Origin of the sequence: Leifsonia poae (assembly GCF_027921845.1) — a bacterium.
GTDB classification, from domain to species: Bacteria; Actinomycetota; Actinomycetes; order Actinomycetales; family Microbacteriaceae; genus Leifsonia; species Leifsonia poae.
The window spans coordinates 1-15,605 of the sequence record NZ_BSEN01000015.1; the positions used below are offsets into that span (position 1 = coordinate 1).

The following is a 15,605-nucleotide window of genomic DNA, read 5'->3' on the forward strand; positions in this document are numbered from 1 at the left end:
GTCGAGCTGTCCGGTGCCGTGCCCGTTTCGGAGTTGTTCCAGACCGATCCGCACGACGACCGTGACCGGTGCGGTGCCGGTGACCGCGTCGGAGTTCGTGCGCGGGCAGCTGATGCGGTGCCGGAAGACCTCGGTGGCTGCATCCGACCGCAGTTGCGCCATGCTCCGAGACTCCAGCAACGCGTCCGAACCGTCTGAGTTGTGCGAAACGTCGGCGCGGTGGGAACCATCCGGGTCGGCGGTGGCAGCGTCGGGGTCGCGAAAGCGGACCGCGCGCAGGTCGCGCCCGACGGCTGCGTCGATGGCGGTGACCACATACCCGGCGGACTCCGGATCGAGATACCAGTCGACGTGGGTCATGCCGTCGGCGGTGGTCGAGATCGTCAACGACCGGCGCTGGCGGCGACGCTTCTCCCTCGACAGGATGCCGTCATCGTCGAGACGGTCCCGCACCTGAACCGCCAACCCCCGCAACTGCGCCACCGTCAGATCGGGAGCATTGTCGACCAACACCCGCTCACCCAGCGCCAGCGCATCCGGCGAACACGCGGGCGCCGCCAAAGACAGCTCCCGCACGATCACCGCCGCCTGCTCAACGCCGATCGTGGGCGTGGGCGTGGGCGTGGGCGTGGGCATGGGTGCGGACAATGAACCCTGCGATGAATCGAGAGCCTCATCGAGGGGCGCGCAGAGCGCGGAAGCGAGCGCCGGAAACGCGGCCGGAACGTCTTCGCCCGCCGGGCCGGTGCTCGCCGAGACGGCGTCGCCCACCAGGCAGAGCCGACGGGCGGCCGGCATCGCAATTCGCCACCGTTCCGCCAGGAGGGCGGCCGGGGACGCGTGGCCGGCACGCATCGTGGGGTTGGAGTCACCCGGGGCTGCCGATCGGTGAACCAGCTCGGCGGCGATGCGCAGCTTCACTGCGTCGAGCACGGCTTGCGCGTCGCCGACGGTCGCGACGGCGGCGAGGAGGTCGTCGCGCCCGAGCGCCTCCGGAGCGGTCGCCGGAAGCAGCGCCTCGCGAAGCGCCGCGGCCGGTGTCGGGGTGGTCATGGACCCAGTCCATCACGGACCACTGACATTCGAAGCCCGCAAAAGCGGCTTTGATCAGCTATTTATCCTGTGGATAACGCGCAAGCTCTGCGTTCTGTGGAGGCCGGTCTCTGCGGGACCGCACCCCTCACCCCTTCGCAGCCTCCTTGGCCGCCTTCTCGGCCTCTTTCGCGGCCTTCTCCGCCGCCTTCGCGTCGCGCTCCTTCGCCTTCTCCGCCGCGTTCCGCTCGCGCTCACGAACCCGGGCGATCGCCTCGCGCTCCCGTTTGCGCGCCTCGCGCAGCCGCCCCTCCGCCTCCCGCCGTGCCTTCGCGGCCTCACGCACCGCCTTGTCGTGCGGGATCGGCTCCGGCCGGGGCTCGTAGGCCACCACGGGCGCACCGGTGGCCTTGGCGTCGACGTAATGCTGGATCCCGTCGAGGATGCGCTCGAGGCCGTAGGCGAAGTCGTCCTGTTCGTCCTCGCCCTCCGCGTCCGAGTACACCCCGGAGCGCACCAACGGAGCCAGGTACGGGAAGCGCTCGTCGGTCACGAGCTCCGACAGTGCCTCGGTGAAGGCCTCTCCTCGCTGAGCCGGCGTGTCCTCTCGGGCGCGGGCCTGCGTCACGTCTCGTTCGACGACGCCGACGGCGCGCGCGTACGAACTCAGCAGCAGCGCCGTCGACATCTTCTCCGGCTCGCTCAGCGGGAGGTCCTTCATCACGCGCAGCCCCCAGTCGAGGATGGCGAGGTTGTTCGGCATCAGCGGCATGCCTGAGATCGGGATGTCCGCGAACCACGGATGCGCCTGCAGCACGTGGATCGAGGCGGCGGCCCACCCGCGCAGTCCGGCCCGCCAGTCGATCACCTCGTCGTCGGGCGGGATCGGGATGTCGCAGACCGCGTCCTGCATGAGCAGCAGCACGTCGTCTTTGCTGGTGACGTAGCGGTAGAGCGACATGGTCGTGAATCCCAGTGCGGTGGCGATCCGGCTCATCGACACGGCGCCGAGGCCCTCGGTGTCGGCGATCTCGATCGCCGTCTCGATGATGCGCTCGATGCTGAGCTCGCGTTTGGGTCCGCGCTGCGGTCGCTCGGCCACGCCCCAGCTCAGGGCGACGGCGCGGGGGAGCGCTTCTTCGACGGCGTCGGCCATTCGGGCCGCCTTTCTGATCGGTCGTTGACACTCATCCTAGAACTGTGTATTACTTAAACAAAACCGTATGCGACGTAAACAGTTTGCGACATACGCAGAAGCACCACCCAGATCAGAACCACCCAGAATCACCCAGAACCGACACAATCCAGACCAGAAGGGAACGATCATGGCAGCCAGCACCATCGCCATCGAGGTCACCGACCTCCGCAAGTCGTTCGGCGATCAGCGCGTGCTCGACGGGATCGGACTGCGTGTGCAGGCCGGAACCGTCTTCGCGCTCCTCGGGCCGAACGGGGCAGGCAAGACGACGCTCATCAACATCCTGTCCACCCTCGTGCACCCCGACGCGGGAACGGCCAGCGTCGCCGGCCACGACGTCGTCCGCGATCCGGAGGGGGTAAAGGGCGCGATCAGCCTCACCGGGCAGTCTGCGGCCGTCGACGAAGTGCTCACCGGCGAGGAGAACCTGCGCATGATGGCGCGGCTCTCCGGCTACAACGCACCGGATGCGCGTGCGCGCGCCGCCGAGCTCATCGAGCGCTTCGACCTGGCCGACGCCGCACGCAAGCGCGTGAAGACGTACTCGGGGGGCATGCGCCGACGACTCGACCTGGCGATCAGCCTGGTCGCGACGCCGCCCGTTATCTTCCTCGACGAGCCGACGACGGGGCTCGACACCCGCAGCCGGCAGACCCTGTGGAACATGATCCTGGGACTCGCAGCGCAGGGGATCACCATCTTCCTCACCACGCAGTACCTCGAGGAGGCCGACCAGCTGGCCGACCGAATCGCGGTGATCGACGGCGGCGTCGTCGTCGCCGAAGGGACCGCGGCCGAACTGAAGGCGCGGATCGGCGGCGAGGTCGTCGAGCTGCGCGACGCGGCCGACGAGATCGTCCGCGAGCTCCCCACCGACGGGACCGTCCACGGCCTGCGCGAAGCCATCGACCGGCTCGACGCGGCCGGCGTGCCCGGCTCGAGCGTGAGCATCCGCAAGCCGAGCCTGGATGACGTGTTCCTCGCCCTCACCGACCGGACATCCCTCAGCGACCACGCATCCCGCACCGATTCCGAACTGGAGGTCATCCGATGAGCGTCGCACTGGACACCCGCACCGACACCCGCACCGCGATCGCCGCACCGGCCGACCGCGCCGTCTCCACCCTCACCAGCACGGCGGTGTTCGTCGGCAGGAGCATCCGGCACACGCTCCGCAACGTCGAAGCGCTCACGATGGCGATCGTTCTGCCGATCATGCTCATGCTGCTCTTCACCTACGTGTTCGGTGGCGCGATCGACAGCGGCGGCGACTACGTGAACTACGTGGTGCCCGGCATCATCCTGCTCTGCGCCGGCTTCGGCTCCTCCAGCACGGCGGTGGATGTCGCGGACGACATGAGCAACGGGATCGTGGACCGCTTCCGCACGATGCCGTTGCGCGCGAACGGGGTGATCACGGGGCACGTCGTCGCCAGCCTCGCCCGCAACCTGCTCGCGACCGGAGTCGTGATCGGCGTCGCCCTGCTCGTCGGGTTCCGGCCGACGGCCGGGCCGGCGCAGTGGCTGGGGGCCATCGGGATGATCGCCCTGTTCATCCTCGCGATCACCTGGCTGTACGCGGCCATCGGACTGGCCGCCCGGACCGCAGCGGCGGCGAGCGGCTACGGATTCGCGCTCCTCTTCGTGCCCTATCTGTCGAGCGCCTTCGTCCCGACGGACACGATGCCCGGATGGCTGCAGTGGTTCGCCGACAACCAGCCGATCACGCCGGTGATCGAGACCATCCGCGGCCTGCTGTTCGGCACCGAGATCGGCGACCGCGCGTGGTGGGCGGTCGGCTGGTGCCTGGCCATCACCATCGGCGCCTACATCTGGGCGGCCTGGCTGTTCCGCCGCAAGGCAGGACGCCGCTGACCGGCTGAACCCGGGTCACCCGGGCCAAGCGCCCCAACCGGGACGGCCCGGCAACGGGTCGGACGCCGTCGCTCCCCGCCTCCAGCGGAGAGGGCGGCGTCCCGCCGCGCTCAGGCCGCGACGGACACGGCGAAGTCGTCGACCGCCGCCAGCAGCCCTTCCGGATTCCGGAACAGGTGGGCCGAGATCCCGACGGACCGCGCGCCGGCCACGTTCTCGGGCAGATCGTCGGCGAAGAACGTTTCCGAGGCATCCGCCCCATAGCGTTCGAGCACCCGCTCGAAGACCACCGGGTCCGGCTTGCGGGCGCCGTAGTGCGACGATGAGAAGAGGTGGTCGCGTCCGAACAGGGGGACGAGTTCGGGGGCCAGCGTGGCGAGATGCGCTTCGACGAGGGGACCGTTGTTGGTCAGCAGTGTGACCGTCCCGAGCTCGGCGGCCCGTTCGACGGCGGCGAGCGATCCCGGCCAGGGCGTCATGGCCCCGCCCCGGGCGCGCAGGAAGTCGCTCACCGACAGGTCCACCTCGAGGGCGGCGGAGAGAGCGTCGAGGTACGCCTCCGGCGTCGGGAACGCGCCCGCCTCGGCGGCGCCTTCGCCCTCGGCGTTCCACCAGCGGTCGCGCAGCTCGGTCAGCTCCAGGCCGGTGAGCTCGGTCATCGCCGACATCCGGTGCCGCCAGTCGTAGTCGTACAGCACGTTGTCCATGTCGAAGACGAACAGCATCAGCGGTCGCGCTCCGCGAACGCGTGGATGGCCTCCACCAGGCCCTCGGTGTCGAAGGTCCCGTCGTCGCGTTTCGTGAAGTGGAACGCGTGCATGCCCGCCTCGCGCGCGCCCTCGACATTCGCGAGCGAGTCGTCGAACAGGATGGCGTCCCCCGGCACCACGCCGAAACGGCCGAGTGCGCGCGTGTAGATGCGGCGCTCGGGCTTGCGGGCGCCGAGCACGGCGGAGACGAGGTCGTTGCCCTGCAACACGTCGATGATCTCCGGCGCGAGCACCGGGAGCGAGTCCTTGAACGGGATGGGGTTGTTCGAGAGCAGGGAGACGGTGCCGAGCGTCGCTGCCTCATGCAGGGCGGCGATCGAGCCCGTGATCGGCGTCATCGCGGCCTTGCGGGCCTGCTGCCACTGCTCGAGCGTCAGCTTCGCCCCCGTCACCTCGGCGAAGGCTTCGAGGTACTCCTCGGTGGTGGCGTACTCGCCGATCTCGGCCGCGCGCTCATGCCCGCCCGCCCACCAGGTCGACGCCAGTCGGTACTGGCTGACGCCGCCGAGCTGGGCGAGCTTCGGCAGGCGCTCGTGGAAGTCGTAGTCGTAGAGGGTCTTGTCGCAGTCGAAGAAGTAGACATCCATCGCCTCCAGTATCGACCCACCGACAGGGAACCCCCTGATCGCTCAACTATCATTGTGCCGACATGGCAACCATCTACGACTGCTCGGTCGACTCCGAACTCCTCACCGGCATGCGGCTCGCGCGCGCCGCCATCGGCCGCGGCGAGCTCGTCGTCATCCCCACGGACACCGTGTACGGAGTGGCCGCCGACGCGTTCGACCCCGCCGCCGTGCAGCGCCTGCTCGACGCGAAGGGGCGCGGACGGCAGTCGCCGCCCCCGGTGCTGATCCCCGGTATCCCGACCCTGGCGGCGCTCGCCGAGGAGGTTCCTCAGGCGGTCACCGACCTCGTCCAGGAATTCTGGCCGGGCGGCCTCACCGTCGTCCTCCCGGCCCAGCCGTCGCTCGTCTGGGATCTGGGGGAGACCCGTGGGACCGTCGCCCTGCGCATGCCGAGCGACACGATCGCGCTCGAACTGCTCTCTGAGACGGGCCCGCTCGCGGTCTCGTCCGCGAACCTCACCGGCCGGTCGGCGGCGCGCACGGCGGCGGAAGCCGAAGCGATGCTCGGCGACTCGGTCCAGGTCTATCTCGACGGGGGAGAGGCCGGCGCGGCGTACGACCGCGTCGAGGGCAAGGACTCCTCGTCCACGATCATCGACGCCACGGCGCTCGCGGCGGGAACGGGCCCGCTGCGCATCCTGCGCCACGGGGTCGTCTCAGAGGAGCAGATCCGCGCGATCGTCGGCGACCAGCTGGCGCCGAGCGACGCAGCGGAGCCGGCATCCACTGAGACCCCGTCGGATGCGTGAGTCGTGACCCTCCTCCTCGCCCTCGCCCTGATCTCGGCCGTCATCACCTTCGGGATGTCGCTCGTCGTCTACAAGCTGAGCCTCAAGTACCGCCTGTACCCCAAGATCCGGGAGCGCGACGTGCATACGCGCCCCACCCCGCGGCTCGGCGGCATCGCCATGTTCCTCGGCATCCTGGTGGCGTTCGGCGTCGCCTACCTGCTCTCCAGCCAGTTCGGCGTGCTCGGGCTGATCTTCTCCGACTCCGGCCCGATCCTCGCCATCCTGGGCGCGTCGCTGCTCATCGTCGTCATCGGCGTCGCCGACGACATCTGGGACCTGGACTGGATGACGAAGCTGGCCGGCCAATTCGTCGCGGCCGGGCTGGTCGCCTGGCTGGGCGTGCAGATCTATTCGCTGCCGATCGGCGGTCTCACCGTCGGCTCGCCCGTGATGAGCATCATCATCACGCTCTTCGCGATCGTCCTCGTGATGAACGCCATCAACTTCATCGACGGGCTCGACGGCCTGGTCGCCGGTGTCGCCCTGATCGCCAACGGCACCTTCCTCGTCTACACCTACCTGTTGCAGCGCGAGATCAGCCCGCAGAACTACTTCAGCCTGGCCGGCGTGATCGCGGCCATCCTGGTCGGGGCGTGCGCCGGGTTCCTTCCCCTCAACTGGCATCCGGCCAAGATGTTCATGGGGGATGCCGGCGCCCTGCTGATCGGACTGCTGATGGCCACCTCGGCGATCTCCGTCACCGGCACGATCAATCCCGAGGTGCTCCCGACGCTCGGCCGCTCGTCGCTGGTGCCGGCCTTCATCCCGATCATCCTGCCGTTCGCCGTGCTGATCGTTCCGCTGCTCGACTTCGGTCTCGCCGTCATCCGGCGCCTGCGGGCGGGGAAGTCGCCGTTCAGCGCCGACCGCAAGCACCTGCACCACCGCCTGCTCGACATGGGGCACAGCCACCTGCATGCCGTGCTCATCTTCTACGCGTGGACCGCTGTGCTGTCGATCGGCTGCCTGCTGTTCTTCTTCGACCCCTACTGGATGGCCATCGTCTTCGTCGCCGTCGGTCTCGTTATCTGCACGGCGTTCACCCTCGCGCCGTTGAGCCGGCGCAAGGCGAACGAAGCGGCCGCCGAGCTCGCACCGGCCGGCACCCACGAAGCGGATGCGACGGCGCACTACGACCAGCTCGACGCCGCCAGCGAGAAGCCAGAACTCGAGACCACCCCGCCCAGCACCAAGGAGATCCCATGACCGACCACGAGAGCGGAACGCCTTCGGCCGGCCAGCCAAAGCCGGCGCGCCCGGCTACGCCTGCACAGCCCACCTCGACGGCCGTCTTCAAAGACGTGCTGAAGTACGGCGCGATCCTCGCGATCGTGATCGCGGTGGTGGGCGCGGTGCTCGGGGGAGTGTTCGCCGGCTGGATCGGCGTCACGAGCGCGCTCATCGGCACGCTGATGGCGGTCGTCTTCCTGAGCATCACCGCGCTCAGCATCCTCATCGCCAATCGATTCATCGGGAGCGACCTCTTCGTCGGTCTGTTCTTCGGCATCGTGCTCGGCGGCTGGCTGCTCAAGTTCGCGCTGTTCATCGTGCTCGCCGTCCTGCTGCGTAATCAGCCCTGGATCAACCCGATCGTGCTCTTCCTGAGCCTGATCGTGGGCGTCATCGGATCGCTCGTCGTCGACATGGTGGTCGTGTTCCGATCGCGCATCCCGTATGTCAGCGATGCGCAACTGCCTGGGGAAAAGCCGTAAGCCGTATCCGATTCGTTACCCTGCAAAATCTCTTGTAGAGTTATCGAAGTTCCCCCACCCCACACCTGCCCGAGCGAATTCTGCCGGTGCGATTGTGAAGGTGTTCACATGTTCGTCGTCGCGAGAGCTTTAGCTCGACGCCCCGAAACAGGAGATAGCGCTGTTAGCTAACGCTGTGAACCTGCTGGTCCAGACCGCAAGCTCCGATGACGGTAGCTTCCACGGTCCGTCGATCGATGAGTTCTTCCCGCCCGCAATTTTTTCCATCGGTGGCTTCGAGGTCAACCGGATCATGGTCATCCGGTTCATCGCGGTGCTCGCCATCATCCTGGTCTTCTGGCTCGGCACCCGCCGCATGAAGATCGTTCCCGGCCGCTTCCAGTCGGTCGTGGAGATGGGTCTCGACTTCACGCGAGTGAACATCGCAGAAGACCTGCTCGGCAAGAAGGACGGCAAGCGCTTCCTTCCGCTGATCACCACCATCTTCTTCATGGTGCTGTTCATGAACCTCACGGGAATCATCCCGTTCCTGAACATCGCGGGAACCTCGGTCATCGGCGTTCCGCTGGTGCTCGCGGTCGTCGCCTACGTGGTGTTCATCTACGCCGGCATCAAGAAGAGCCCGTCGAACTTCTTCCGCAACGCGCTCTTCCCGCCCGGCGTGCCGAAGGCCCTCTACATCATCGTGACGCCGATCGAGTTCGTCTCGACCTTCATCCTGCGCCCGATCACGCTGACGCTCCGACTTCTCATGAACATGGTCGTCGGCCACCTCCTCCTCGTGCTGTTCTTCAGCGCGACAGCGTTCTTCTTCTTCACGGCCGGGAGCTGGTGGACGCTCTTCGGATTCGGCACGCTCGCGTTCGGATTCGTCTTCACGCTCTTCGAAATCCTGGTCGCAGTACTGCAGGCCTACGTCTTCGCACTGCTCACGGCTGTCTACATTCAGCTCGCAGTCGCCGAGGAACACTAACAACGGTCAGCGCGCCCGCGCTGACCGCCATCACGGAAGGAAACACATAACGTGGACATCGCTGCTATCAACGGCAACATTGCCACTGTCGGATACGGCCTCGCCGCCATCGGCCCCGCCATCGGTGTGGGTATCGTCGTCGGCAAGACGATCGAGGGTGTCGCTCGTCAGCCCGAGCTCGCCGGTCGTCTCCAGGTTCTGATGTACATCGGTATCGCCTTCACCGAGGCGCTGGCGTTCATCGGTATCGCGACCTACTTCATCTTCGTCTAAGTCCTCTTTTCTCAGTCAGTAAGGAGGAAGCATGATCCACTCCGTGGTGAAAGCTGCTACAGAATCGCCTAATCCGCTCATCCCTGAGTGGTACGACATCGTCGGTTCGCTGATCTGTTTCATCATCATCTTCGTCTTCTTCTGGAAGCTCGTGCTTCCGCGCATGAAGAAGCTGCTCGATGAGCGTGCAGAGGCGATCGAAGGCAACATCGCGAAGGCCGACGAGGCGCAGCACAAGGCGGAGGCACTCCTCGAGGAGTACACCGCCCAGCTCGCCGACGCGCGCACCGAAGCTGCCAAGATCCGCGAGCAGGCCCGCACCGATGGCGCGAAGATCGTCGCCGAGGCCAAGGACAACGCCGTGGCCGAGGCCGCGCGCGTGACCGCTCAGGCTCAGACGCAGATCGAGGCCGAGCGCCAGGCGGCCGTCGTGTCGCTGCGCGGTGAGGTCGGATCGCTCGCGATCGACCTGGCCTCCGGCGTCGTCGGAGAAGCCCTCAATGACGACAAGCGTTCGCAGGCGATCGTCGACAGGTTCCTGGCCGACCTCGAAGCCAGCGAGAAGGCAGGATCGAGCAAGTAATGGGAAGCGCCACCAGAGAAGCATTGGCCCGGTCCGTGTCGGCTCTCGACGCGGAGACCAAGGCCGATCTGGCGACGGCTGAAGACCTGTTCGCCGCAGGACGAGTCGTCGCCGACTCCGCCCAGCTCCGCTCGGTCATCAGCGACCCTTCGGCCGACCCGGCAGGTAAGGCGGCGCTCGTGACGAGCGTCTTCGGCCCGAAGGTGTCGAAGCCGGCGCTCGGCCTGCTGGTCGCGGTCGCGCGTGAGCGGTGGTCGAATGCGACCGACGTGCTCGCCGCGATCGAGGAGCTCGGGATCCGCGCCATCGCGAAGTCCGCACCCGCCGACATCGACATCGCGTCGGAGCTCTTCACGTTCGGAGGCGCCGTGACCTCCAACGCAGGGCTCGAACTCGCGCTGCGCAGCAAGCTGGCCGATCCGGCAGCCAAGGCCGCGCTCGTCGACCGGCTGCTGGAGGGCAAGGCCTCCCCGCAGACCGCGGCGATCGTGCGCCAGCTCGTGCTGCAGCCGCGTGGACGCAGCATCCGTGAAGCGCTCCGCGCAGCCGCCAACACCGTTGCGGCCCAGTCCGAGCTCACGGTCGCGACCGTCTACACCGCCGCGTCGCTTCCCGCCGCGCAGGAGAAGCGTCTCGAGTCCGTCCTCTCCCAGCGGTACGGCACTCGGCTGAAGATCAACCAGATCGTCGACGCCACCCTGCTGGGTGGCCTGCGCGTGCAGATCGGCGACGATGTGATCGACGGCAGCATCGCTTCGCGCATTCACGATTTACGACTTCAGTTGGTGGGCTGACCGCACGGTCTCCTGCCGAACACAGGCATTGAGGGACGTCCAAGTCCCGCACAGATAGGGAACAACGATGGCAGAACTAACGATCAGCCCCGATGAGATTCGGGATGCGCTGAAGGACTTCGTCTCCAACTACGAGCCGTCCAAGGCGGACACCACCGAGATCGGGCACGTCATCGACGCGTCCGACGGCATCGCGCACGTCGAGGGTCTCCCCGGCGTGATGGCGAACGAGCTCATCCGCTTCTCCAACGGTGTCGCGGGCCTGGCCCAGAACCTGGACGAGAACGAGATCGGTGTCGTCATCCTCGGTGAGTTCGACGGGATCGTCGAAGGCATGGAGGTGACCCGCACGGGCGAGGTCCTCTCGGTGCCCGTCGGTGACGGCTACCTCGGCCGCGTCGTCGACCCGCTCGGCAACCCGATCGACGGTCTCGGCGAGATCGCGACCGAAGGCCGCCGCGAGCTCGAGCTGCAGGCGCCCGGCGTCATGCAGCGCAAGAGTGTGCACGAGCCCCTGCAGACCGGCATCAAGGCGATCGACGCCATGATCCCCGTCGGCCGTGGCCAGCGCCAGCTGATCATCGGTGACCGCCAGACCGGCAAGACGGCGATCGCGATCGACACGATCATCAACCAGAAGGCCAACTGGGAGTCGGGCGACGAGAACAAGCAGGTCCGCTGCATCTACGTCGCGATCGGTCAGAAGGGCTCCACCATCGCCTCGGTGAAGGGTGCCCTCGAAGACGCCGGCGCGATGGAGTACACCACCATCGTCGCGGCTCCGGCCTCCGACCCCGCCGGCTTCAAGTACCTCGCGCCGTACACCGGCTCGGCCATCGGCCAGCACTGGATGTACAGCGGCAAGCACGTCCTGATCATCTTCGACGACCTGTCGAAGCAGGCGGAGGCCTACCGCGCCGTTTCGCTGCTGCTGCGTCGTCCGCCGGGACGCGAGGCGTACCCCGGTGACGTGTTCTACCTGCACTCCCGTCTGCTGGAGCGTTGCGCCAAGCTGTCCGACGAGCTGGGCGCCGGATCGATGACCGGTCTGCCGATCATCGAGACGAAGGCGAACGACGTCTCGGCGTACATCCCGACCAACGTGATCTCGATCACCGACGGCCAGATCTTCCTGCAGTCCGACCTCTTCAACGCCAACCAGCGTCCGGCGGTCGACGTGGGAATCTCGGTCTCGCGTGTCGGTGGCGACGCTCAGGTCAAGTCGATCAAGAAGGTCTCGGGAACGCTCAAGCTCGAGCTGGCCCAGTACCGCTCGCTCGAGGCGTTCGCGATGTTCGCCTCCGACCTCGACCAGGCCAGCCGCCGTCAGCTCGCTCGTGGCGCCCGCCTGACCGAGCTGCTCAAGCAGCCGCAGTACTCGCCGTTCCCCGTCGAGGAGCAGGTCGTCTCGATCTGGGCCGGAACCAACGGCAAGCTCGACGAGGTCCCTGTCGAAGACATCCTGCGCTTCGAGTCCGAACTGCTCGACCACCTGCGCCGCAACTCGAACGTCCTCGACGTTCTGCGCGAGACCAACGTCCTCTCCGACGAGACGGTCGACACGCTGGGTTCGGAGATCGACAAGTTCAAGCTCGAGTTCCAGACCGGTGAGGGCAAGCCCCTCGCCTCGGTCGGGCGCGAAGAGTTCGAGGCCATCGCTCAGGAAGATGTCAACCAGGAGCAGATCGTCAAGGCGAAGCGCTGAGCCACGGCATTCCGTCGGCACAGCAGATAGGTATGTAGGAGATACATGGGAGCGCAACTTCGGGTCTACCGGCAGAAGATCAAGTCTGCCCAGACGACCAAGAAGATCACTCGGGCCATGGAGCTGATCTCCGCCTCACGCATCCAGAAGGCGCAGGCGAGGGTCGCTGCATCCACGCCGTACGCCCGCGCCATCACGCGCGCGGTCTCGGCCGTGGCGACGTACTCGAACGTCGAGCACGTCCTCACCACCGAGCCGGAGAAGATCGAGCGCGCTGCGATCGTCATCTTCTCTTCGGACCGCGGACTCGCCGGGGCGTTCAACTCGAACGTGCTGAAGGAGTCGGAGCGGCTCGCTGAGCTGCTGCGCAGCCAGGGCAAGGATGTCGTCTACTTCCTGATCGGACGCAAGGCGAGCGGATACTTCAGCTTCCGTCGTCGCGCGTTCGAGCGGGTGTGGACCGGCGGCACGGATGCCCCGGAATTCGAGCAGGCGAAGGAGATCGCGGACGCGATCCTCGAGTCGTTCCTGCGCGATGCATCCGACGGCGGAGTCGATGAGATCCACGTGATCTACAACCGCTTCATCAGCATGCTGACGCAGGAGCCCGAGGTCGTGCGACTCCTCCCTCTGGAGGTCGTCGAAGGCGTCGAGGAGCCCGACAACAAGCAGGTGCTGCCGCTGTACGAGTTCGAGCCGGATGTCGGCACCGTTCTCGACTCGCTGCTCCCGGTGTACATCGAGAGCCGCATCTTCAACGCGATGCTGCAGTCGGCTGCGTCGAAGCACGCCGCGACGCAGAAGGCGATGAAGGCCGCGAGCGACAACGCAGACAAGCTCATCACCGACTACACCCGTCTGGCGAACAACGCTCGCCAGTCCGAGATCACCCAGCAGATTTCCGAGATCGTCGGCGGCGCGGACGCACTGTCCTCCGCCAAGTGACCGGGTCCCACGTTTAGTAGAACGAGAAGAGAAGACACATGACTACCGCAACCGCCGAAGCCCAGGCTTCGACCGAGCAGCCCGCCGGCGTGGGGCGCATCGCCCGCGTCACCGGCCCGGTCGTCGACATCGAGTTCCCGCACGACTCGATCCCGGGTATCTACAACGCCCTCAAGACCACGATCACCATCGGTGAGCAGTCCACCGAGATCACCCTCGAGGTCGCTCAGCACCTCGGTGACGACCTCGTGCGCGCCATCGCACTGAAGCCGACCGACGGACTCGTCCGCGGCGGCGAGGTGCGCGACACCGGCGGCCCGATCACGGTGCCGGTCGGCGATGTGACCAAGGGCAAGGTGTTCAACGTCACCGGTGACATCCTGAACCTCGAGCCCGGCGAGACCGTCGAGATCACCGAGCGCTGGGGCATCCACCGCGAGCCCCCGAAGTTCGACCAGCTCGAGTCGAAGACCCAGCTCTTCGAGACCGGCATCAAGGTCATCGACCTGCTGACCCCGTACGTGCAGGGTGGCAAGATCGGCCTGTTCGGCGGTGCCGGTGTCGGCAAGACCGTGCTCATCCAGGAGATGATCCAGCGCGTCGCCCAGGACCACGGCGGTGTCTCCGTCTTCGCCGGTGTCGGCGAGCGCACCCGTGAGGGCAACGACCTGATCCACGAGATGGAGGAGGCGGGCGTCTTCGACAAGACCGCCCTCGTCTTCGGCCAGATGGACGAGCCGCCGGGAACGCGTCTGCGCGTCGCCCTGTCGGCCCTGACCATGGCGGAGTACTTCCGCGATGTGCAGAAGCAGGATGTGCTGCTCTTCATCGACAACATCTTCCGCTTCACGCAGGCCGGCTCCGAGGTCTCGACGCTGCTCGGCCGCATGCCGTCCGCGGTGGGCTACCAGCCGAACCTCGCCGACGAGATGGGCGTTCTGCAGGAGCGCATCACCTCGACGCGTGGTCACTCGATCACCTCGCTGCAGGCGATCTACGTGCCCGCCGACGACTACACCGACCCGGCGCCGGCGACTACGTTCGCCCACCTCGACGCCACCACCGAGCTGTCGCGTGAGATCGCGTCGAAGGGCCTGTACCCGGCCGTCGACCCGCTGACCTCGACCAGCCGCATCCTCGACCCCCGCTACTTGGGCGAGGACCACTACCGCGTGGCGACCACCGTCAAGCAGATCCTCCAGAAGAACAAGGAACTGCAGGAGATCATCGCCATCCTCGGTGTCGACGAGCTCTCGGAAGAGGACAAGATCACGGTGTCGCGTGCGCGCCGCATCCAGCAGTTCCTCTCGCAGAACACCTACATGGCCAAGAAGTTCACGGGCGTCGAGGGTTCGACCGTTCCGCTGAAGGACACCATCGAGTCGTTCGACGCGATCGCCAAGGGCGAGTACGACCACGTGGCCGAGCAGGCGTTCTTCAACGTCGGTTCGATCTCGGACGTCGAAGAGAAGTGGGCTCAGATCCAGAAGGAGAACGGCTGATAATGGCTGTCCTCAACGTCAGCGTCGTCGCCGCCGACCACGAAGTGTGGTCGGGCGAGGCGAACATGGTCGTCGCGAAGACGGTCGAGGGTGAGATCGGTATCCTCCCCGGCCACGAACCGCTGCTGGCCATCCTCGCCTCCGGCGAGGTGCGCGTGACCCTGAACGGAGGGGAGTCGATCAAGGCGCAAGCCGACGACGGCTTCCTCTCCGTCGAGAACAACACCGTCACCGTGGTGGCGCGTCAGGCAGAGCTGGTCTGAGTTGGCGGACGCGGCAGGGCCGATCGATCGACAGTTCGGGGACGTGCGCGTCCCCGTTCTGATCGCCATGGCCGGGCTCCCCGGCTCGGGCAAGTCGACGCTCGCCGAGATCCTCGGTGCCCGCATGGGCGCCACCACCGTATCGGTGGATCCGATCGAGGCGTCCATCCTCAAGGCCGGGATCGACTCGGACCAGCCCACCGGGCTCGCGGCCTATCTGGTTGCGGAGACCATGGCCGAGCAGGTGCTGCTCGCCGGTCACTCGGTGATCGTCGACGCGGTGAACGCCGTGGAGCCGGCCCGTCTGCAGTGGCGCGACCTGGCTGCGCGGTCGGACGTGAAGCTGCGCGTGATCGAGGTCGTCTGCTCTGACGAGGAACTCCACAACGAGCGACTCTCCAAGCGCCGGGTCGTGCCGAGCGTCTACGCCGTCGAGCAGAGCATCGACGAGTACGCCGAGTGGAAGGGCGCGTGCGCGTCGCTTCCCCGCGTCACCATCGATACGGCGGCGCCGCTCGGCGAGAACGTCGAGATCGCGCTGGCCTTCCTGGAGGGCTAGC

The 15,605-nt window shown here is 66.9% G+C and carries 18 protein-coding genes; 14 read left to right on the forward strand and 4 right to left on the reverse strand.

The window, feature by feature from the left end; all coding sequences use genetic code 11:
• The coding region (locus tag PKE84_RS14725; protein ID WP_271178024.1) for a DUF222 domain-containing protein at positions 1-1,053 on the reverse strand (1,053 nt) is incomplete at its 3' end.
• A 127-nt stretch (positions 1,054-1,180) separates the two neighbouring features.
• A complete protein-coding gene (locus tag PKE84_RS14730; RefSeq protein WP_271178025.1) occupies positions 1,181-2,188 on the reverse strand; it encodes a TetR/AcrR family transcriptional regulator in 1,008 nt (335 codons plus the stop codon).
• Between the two features lie 169 nt (positions 2,189-2,357).
• Between PKE84_RS14730 and PKE84_RS14735 the strand changes: the two genes are divergently transcribed.
• Together PKE84_RS14735 and PKE84_RS14740 are read left to right on the forward strand one after the other, a co-directional pair.
• Complete coding sequence (locus PKE84_RS14735; RefSeq protein ID WP_271178026.1) at positions 2,358-3,284, forward strand: ATP-binding cassette domain-containing protein; 927 nt, start codon at positions 2,358-2,360, stop codon at positions 3,282-3,284.
• Entirely contained in the window at positions 3,281-4,105 is an 825-nt protein-coding gene (locus PKE84_RS14740) for an ABC transporter permease (RefSeq protein WP_271178027.1), read from the forward strand. Before PKE84_RS14735 ends, PKE84_RS14740 begins: the two co-directional genes overlap by 4 nt.
• Before the next feature lie 110 nt (positions 4,106-4,215).
• On the opposite strand, the gene PKE84_RS14745 is transcribed toward PKE84_RS14740, so the two are convergent.
• On the reverse strand, positions 4,216-4,830 hold the full coding sequence (locus tag PKE84_RS14745) for an HAD-IA family hydrolase (protein ID WP_271178028.1): 615 nt from the start codon (positions 4,828-4,830) through the stop codon (positions 4,216-4,218).
• On the reverse strand, positions 4,830-5,462 hold the full coding sequence (locus tag PKE84_RS14750; protein ID WP_271178029.1) for an HAD-IA family hydrolase: 633 nt from the start codon (positions 5,460-5,462) through the stop codon (positions 4,830-4,832). The genes PKE84_RS14745 and PKE84_RS14750 overlap by 1 nt, the downstream gene beginning before the upstream one ends.
• 62 nt (positions 5,463-5,524) lie before the next feature.
• On the opposite strand from PKE84_RS14750, the gene PKE84_RS14755 reads away from it, so the two are divergent.
• From PKE84_RS14755 to PKE84_RS14810, 12 genes are all read left to right on the forward strand, one after another.
• Positions 5,525-6,253 (forward strand): L-threonylcarbamoyladenylate synthase, encoded by a 729-nt coding sequence (locus PKE84_RS14755; protein ID WP_271178030.1) that lies wholly within the window; start codon positions 5,525-5,527, stop codon positions 6,251-6,253.
• Between the two features lie 3 nt (positions 6,254-6,256).
• Positions 6,257-7,501, forward strand: coding sequence for an MraY family glycosyltransferase (locus PKE84_RS14760; RefSeq protein WP_271178031.1), 1,245 nt, complete (start codon positions 6,257-6,259; stop codon positions 7,499-7,501).
• The gene (locus tag PKE84_RS14765; RefSeq protein WP_271178032.1) at positions 7,498-8,007 is read left to right on the forward strand and encodes a Cg1360 family ATP-synthase-associated protein; all 510 of its coding nucleotides are present in this window, start codon (positions 7,498-7,500) and stop codon (positions 8,005-8,007) included. Before PKE84_RS14760 ends, PKE84_RS14765 begins: the two co-directional genes overlap by 4 nt.
• A 175-nt stretch (positions 8,008-8,182) precedes the next feature.
• Positions 8,183-8,980, forward strand: a complete 798-nt coding sequence (atpB, locus tag PKE84_RS14770) for a F0F1 ATP synthase subunit A (protein WP_271178033.1) — start codon at positions 8,183-8,185, stop codon at positions 8,978-8,980.
• A gap of 51 nt (positions 8,981-9,031) precedes the next feature.
• Positions 9,032-9,253 (forward strand): ATP synthase F0 subunit C, encoded by a 222-nt coding sequence (gene atpE, locus PKE84_RS14775; protein WP_064111451.1) that lies wholly within the window; start codon positions 9,032-9,034, stop codon positions 9,251-9,253.
• A gap of 31 nt (positions 9,254-9,284) precedes the next feature.
• Positions 9,285-9,836 (forward strand): F0F1 ATP synthase subunit B, encoded by a 552-nt coding sequence (locus tag PKE84_RS14780; protein WP_271178034.1) that lies wholly within the window; start codon positions 9,285-9,287, stop codon positions 9,834-9,836.
• Positions 9,836-10,630, forward strand: coding sequence for a F0F1 ATP synthase subunit delta (locus tag PKE84_RS14785; RefSeq protein WP_271178035.1), 795 nt, complete (start codon positions 9,836-9,838; stop codon positions 10,628-10,630). The genes PKE84_RS14780 and PKE84_RS14785 overlap by 1 nt, the downstream gene beginning before the upstream one ends.
• 67 nt (positions 10,631-10,697) lie before the next feature.
• Positions 10,698-12,335: a F0F1 ATP synthase subunit alpha gene (gene atpA, locus PKE84_RS14790; protein WP_271178036.1), complete on the forward strand. Its 1,638-nt coding sequence runs from the start codon at positions 10,698-10,700 to the stop codon at positions 12,333-12,335.
• Positions 12,336-12,380: 45 nt separating this feature from the next.
• A complete protein-coding gene (locus PKE84_RS14795; protein WP_271178037.1) occupies positions 12,381-13,280 on the forward strand; it encodes a F0F1 ATP synthase subunit gamma in 900 nt (299 codons plus the stop codon).
• 38 nt (positions 13,281-13,318) lie between these two features.
• Entirely contained in the window at positions 13,319-14,782 is a 1,464-nt protein-coding gene (gene atpD, locus PKE84_RS14800; RefSeq protein ID WP_271178038.1) for a F0F1 ATP synthase subunit beta, read from the forward strand.
• A 2-nt stretch (positions 14,783-14,784) separates the two neighbouring features.
• Positions 14,785-15,045, forward strand: coding sequence for a F0F1 ATP synthase subunit epsilon (locus tag PKE84_RS14805; RefSeq protein ID WP_271178039.1), 261 nt, complete (start codon positions 14,785-14,787; stop codon positions 15,043-15,045).
• A gap of 43 nt (positions 15,046-15,088) precedes the next feature.
• The gene (locus tag PKE84_RS14810) at positions 15,089-15,604 is read left to right on the forward strand and encodes a P-loop nucleotide/nucleoside kinase family protein (protein WP_271178040.1); all 516 of its coding nucleotides are present in this window, start codon (positions 15,089-15,091) and stop codon (positions 15,602-15,604) included.
• Position 15,605 lies beyond the last annotated feature (1 nt).

Coding starts and splice junctions, on each gene's coding strand:
- PKE84_RS14730 (WP_271178025.1), bottom strand. CDS start 2,188: ATGGCCGACGCCGTCGAAGAAGCGCTCCCCCGCGCCGTCGCCCTGAGC.
- PKE84_RS14735 (WP_271178026.1), top strand. CDS start 2,358: ATGGCAGCCAGCACCATCGCCATCGAGGTCACCGACCTCCGCAAGTCG.
- PKE84_RS14740 (WP_271178027.1), top strand. CDS start 3,281: ATGAGCGTCGCACTGGACACCCGCACCGACACCCGCACCGCGATCGCC.
- PKE84_RS14745 (WP_271178028.1), bottom strand. CDS start 4,830: ATGCTGTTCGTCTTCGACATGGACAACGTGCTGTACGACTACGACTGG.
- PKE84_RS14750 (WP_271178029.1), bottom strand. CDS start 5,462: ATGGATGTCTACTTCTTCGACTGCGACAAGACCCTCTACGACTACGAC.
- PKE84_RS14755 (WP_271178030.1), top strand. CDS start 5,525: ATGGCAACCATCTACGACTGCTCGGTCGACTCCGAACTCCTCACCGGC.
- PKE84_RS14765 (WP_271178032.1), top strand. CDS start 7,498: ATGACCGACCACGAGAGCGGAACGCCTTCGGCCGGCCAGCCAAAGCCG.
- PKE84_RS14780 (WP_271178034.1), top strand. CDS start 9,285: ATGATCCACTCCGTGGTGAAAGCTGCTACAGAATCGCCTAATCCGCTC.
- PKE84_RS14785 (WP_271178035.1), top strand. CDS start 9,836: ATGGGAAGCGCCACCAGAGAAGCATTGGCCCGGTCCGTGTCGGCTCTC.
- atpA (WP_271178036.1), top strand. CDS start 10,698: ATGGCAGAACTAACGATCAGCCCCGATGAGATTCGGGATGCGCTGAAG.
- PKE84_RS14795 (WP_271178037.1), top strand. CDS start 12,381: ATGGGAGCGCAACTTCGGGTCTACCGGCAGAAGATCAAGTCTGCCCAG.
- atpD (WP_271178038.1), top strand. CDS start 13,319: ATGACTACCGCAACCGCCGAAGCCCAGGCTTCGACCGAGCAGCCCGCC.
- PKE84_RS14805 (WP_271178039.1), top strand. CDS start 14,785: ATGGCTGTCCTCAACGTCAGCGTCGTCGCCGCCGACCACGAAGTGTGG.